The sequence below is a fragment of the Pseudopedobacter sp. genome (assembly GCF_040392825.1).
In the GTDB taxonomy this organism is placed as follows: Bacteria; Bacteroidota; Bacteroidia; order Sphingobacteriales; family Sphingobacteriaceae; genus Pseudopedobacter.
Map to the genome: position 1 here is coordinate 1 of NZ_JBEBVH010000294.1, position 4,596 is coordinate 4,596.

3 protein-coding genes are annotated in these 4,596 nt (G+C 37.8%); all 3 read left to right on the forward strand.

What is annotated here, in order from left to right; translation table 11 throughout:
- Positions 1 to 1,018, forward strand: a 1,018-nt coding sequence (locus tag ABWO41_RS15685) for a hypothetical protein (RefSeq protein ID WP_353140074.1), incomplete at its 5' end; no start/stop codon positions are given.
- A gap of 28 nt (positions 1,019 to 1,046) precedes the next feature.
- Positions 1,047 to 4,139 carry a SusC/RagA family TonB-linked outer membrane protein gene (locus tag ABWO41_RS15690; protein WP_353140076.1) on the forward strand — a complete coding sequence of 1,031 codons (3,093 nt, stop codon included), beginning with the start codon at positions 1,047 to 1,049 and terminating at the stop codon, positions 4,137 to 4,139.
- Between the two features lie 16 nt (positions 4,140 to 4,155).
- On the forward strand, positions 4,156 to 4,596 hold a 441-nt coding region (locus ABWO41_RS15695), incomplete at its 3' end, for a RagB/SusD family nutrient uptake outer membrane protein (protein ID WP_353140078.1).

A 4,596-nucleotide genomic window follows, 5' to 3' on the forward strand; every position in this document is an offset into this window, starting at 1 on the left:
AAGGTGCTTTATAGAAGTATTAGACATTTACAAAGCGGGAACATTAAATTCGGATGCTAAAGTTGCTGCATTCAATCAATTGAAGTCGAAAGGTTATAATACTGTTTTAAGCCTGAAGTTTAATTTTAAAAAGCACGGATTTCCAGCGGTAAACAGCACGGATTGGAACAATTATCTCAATTTTATACCTACCCTGTTGGCAAAGGTGATGCCTTATACGGATGTTCTGATTGTAGGAAACGAGCCTTTTATAGAGGCAGAACAATCTGACTGGAATGAACCGCTTAATAGTTTTTACAAAGTGGCTTGTGAACGCACCAACAACTACTTTAAGCTAAATAATATTCAAAAACCGATTTTTCTGGGCGCGATGGTAGAGCTTTTTGGTACAACTAACCAAAACGATGCTGGTCATAATAACATGTTGGCTTTTATCAAGTCTACCGATTACATCAATGGCGTTGATATCCACATCCACCACTCGGCGATTGAAGAGATAACAGCGGCACTTAATTTTGTCAGGGGAAAAATTAGAGAAGACCAAAAGGTACTTGTTACAGAGTTTTCGCTGATGCGTCATTGGAGAAATAACAATAACGGCAATTTATCTCCGGCATTTTTGGCTAAGGCAAATGAAAGCACAACAGATAGGATTTTTCCACCTCCTGCAGGTATTATAAAGAACTATCAATATATAGACTATGCGTTGAAGAACCCACGCCCGGCAGAAGAGTGGTATGCTTTCTGGGAAAATTCGCCCTATCTATATAATCGTAGAGACTATTTATGTAATGCATATAACCTCTTTAAATCTGCCGGAAATGTATTCCTTACATTCTATGCTTTAAGGCAATCATATCCAGTTAATACAGATTTTACTGTCAATACAGATCCATGGGTATTAAATGGTTTGTTTATGAACCGTTCAGTTGAATTATTGAATGGAAGAAGCCAAAAGTCTTATAGCTATTATGATCAGTTTGTAAAAATTGTGAACGACGAAAACCCATGTAACTAAAATCATCCAATTATAAATTTTAAACGATATGAATCAAATTAAAAAAAGATTATCCATAAGTAATTTGAAATACTTATGGGTTGCATTGCTACTGTCTGCATTCGGGCAATTGTATGCTCAGCAGATTAAAGTGAAGGGGACTGTTTCAGGGAGTGATGGAGAAGTACTTACGGGAGTAAGTGTTTCGGTAAAAGGAACTACTGCAGGTACTATGACTGATGTAAATGGCAGATTTTCAATTAATGTTAGCTCTTCGAACGCTGTTTTAATTTTTAAATACCTGGGATATTCAGATAAAGAAGAGCATGTTAACGGAAGAGAGAATATAGCGGTTGTTCTGGAACCGGAAAATACAGCATTAAATGAAATTGTTGTTATTGGATATGGTACTGTACGAAAAAGTGATTTAACCGGAGCTGTAGCGTCTATAAAAGCGGATGATTTAACGCAAGGAACAAATATTAATATGCAACAGGCATTGCAGGGTAGGGTTCCCGGAGTACAGATTTACCAAAAAAGCGGTGAGCCCGGTGCGGCAATGAGCCTACAGGTAAGAGGTATAACTTCTATTACAGGAAATAATGCTCCCTTATATGTAATTGACGGTATGCCAGTTAATGATGCGGCAGCAATTGGTGCGGCAGGAGTAGGTGGAGCAACTAATAATCCTAATAACAGGAATCCATTAAACTCATTAAATCCATCTGATATAGCTTCTATAGAAATTTTGAAAGATGCTTCTTCAACAGCAATTTATGGTGCTCGCGGAGCGAATGGCGTTGTCTTAATTACCACTAAGCGAGGTAAGGAAGGAAAATTAACGGTTAATTATAATGTGACTTTTGGAGAACAACAGGTAGCCAATACACAACGTTTTATGACGGGCGATGAATATGCGTTGGCTTTAAATGGTATTATAGCCGAAGGTAATTTAAATACCGGAATATATCAGCCGGTTACCGGAACAAATTATAATACAGATTGGCAAAAACTGTTATTGAAAAATGCTGCAATTCAGTCACACGATGTTTCTTTAAGTGGCGGGGCAAGTAATACCAAATATTACATATCTGCAGGTTATTTCGATCAGGATGGTGTAATGTTGAATTCGGGAACAACCAGATATAACGCTTCTATAAATTTGGAAACCAGCGTGCCGTCAAAATATAATATAGGCTTTAGTTTATCCACAGCTTACATTAGAGACAGGTATAATGCCAAAGTAACTGGTATTAATGATAATGCGAGTGCGCTCTATATGGCTCAGAATTACGATCCGACATCTCCGGCTTATGATTCAGATATGTCATTTTATCGTTCGCCGTTAATGGCTCCGATGGATAATCCCCTGGCTGTAATTAATGGACAGTATTCGATAGGTGATACCTACCGGACGTTCGGAAATATGTATGCGGAATATTTCTTTATTCCGTCTTTATCTGCTAAAGTTAGGATAGGGGCAGATTTAAACAATTCGAAAAGATCTTTTTGGATAGATCCTTCTACCCTGACGGGTGCGTCTTATGGCGGTTATGCTGATGTGAGAGATGGTAAAAGAGGGTCTTATTTAATAGAAGGGACTTTAAACTATAATAAAACTTTTGGAATACACAGTATCAATGCTGTTGCGGGCTCAACTTACGAACGTTTCACATCAAGTACTTTAATTGCAAATGCAAGGTCTTTTGCACTTCCGGACTTAACGTATTATGCATTGGCCTCTGGAGATGCGACATTAAACGGAGTGGGAAATGGTGCACAAGAATATATTATGTTTTCCCACTTGGGGAGAATCAACTATTCGTTGATGAACAAGTATTTGTTTACTGCCTCTATCAGAGTAGATGCTTCCTCCAGATTTGGACCAGAAAATAGATTTGGATACTTTCCATCGGTAGCTGTAGCCTGGAAAATTAAACAGGAAGATTTTTTTAAAAATATTTCTGTAATAGATGACCTTAAATTACGGGCAAGTTACGGCGCAATAGGAAACCAACCGAATATAAATTATTTGTATTTTTCTACATATTCCGGAGGAAGAGATGCGGTGTTTAATGGGCAGAGGGTAAGTACATTGGCCCCAACACGTAGTCCAAATCCTGCATTACAGTGGGAATCGGCACAACAGGCAGATATTGGTTTAGATTTCGGAATATGGCGATCCAGAATTACGGGTAGTATAGATTATTATAATAGAAGAACATATAATTTGCTCTATAGTGTCCCTCAGCCATTAAGTACAGGTTTTGCTGCAAGAACAGAAAATGTAGGCAGTATGAGGAATACAGGTATAGAGATGGCATTAAACGGAGTGCTTTTAGATGGTGAAGATTTTAAATGGGATGCCGGTTTCAATATCACTACACTAAAAAACAAAGTACTTAGTTTAGGCAGTGTAGACGAATTTATTGGAGACGGACCTGGTAATATAGGCCAGTATAGTATTTTAAGACCAGGAGAATCAATCGGTTCTTTTTATGGATATATTGTTGATGGTGTTTGGCAGGTTGGAGATGATTTTTCTAAAGCACAAGCGGGAGTTAGACCTGGTGATTTAAAATACAGGGATCTGGATAATAATAATCTTATTAATACTAATGACCGAGTAGTTTTAGGTAGTTCACTTCCCGATTTTTACTATGGTTTCAATACTTCTGTAAGCTATAAAAATCTCTCGCTGGCGGTGTTTATTGAAGGCTCATATGGTGCTAAAATGCTAAATAGTAGCCTGGTTGATTCTTATTACCCGGTAGATTTCAGGAGAAATAAACTTGCTGATCTTTATCTCAACAGATGGACTTCAACAAATCCAACAAACGAGTATCCTTCTTTTATACCTGGTGATCCGCAGGGAAGCCGCAATGTTACCAATAAAACAGTCGAAGATGCTTCTTATTTGAGATTACAGTCTGTAAGGTTAGCTTACAAACTGCCTTTGTCTAAAAATAAGTTTATTAACAACGCATCGGTGTTTATTAATGGACAAAATCTGCACACCTTCACTAAATATTCAGGAGTAGATCCCGCTGTAAATGCGATTGGAGATAATGTTTTAAGGGTAGACTATAACTCTTACCCGTTAACCAGAACATTTACTGCCGGGGTAAATATTCAGTTCTAATTCAAAAAGAAATCAAATGAAAAAGATATATAAATATATAGGCCTTTTAGCAATAACAGTGAGTTTTAGCTCATGCGAAAAACTATTGGATGTAACACCAAATTCTGAATTTGCTCCGGGAAACGTACTTACCTCAGAGAAAGGTATCAAGTCATTACTTTTTTCGGCTTATGCACACCAACAGACACAACAAAACTCAAGATTTGTCATCAACAATTCAGAAGTGTGTACAGATATGGCGCTTAATTCTGCAGGAGCGGAAAACGGGCAGTTGATTCATTTAATGAATTTTACCTGGGATCCGGGAGTCTTAACTTTCCAGGCGGATGTATGGGCGCCTAATTATCGCTGTATAAGAGACGCAAACGAAGTTATTGAAAATATAGACCAGCTTAATGCCAGCGAAGCAACCAAAAAATTATTAAAAGCTGAAGCCCGGGTATTAAGGGCGCAAGCT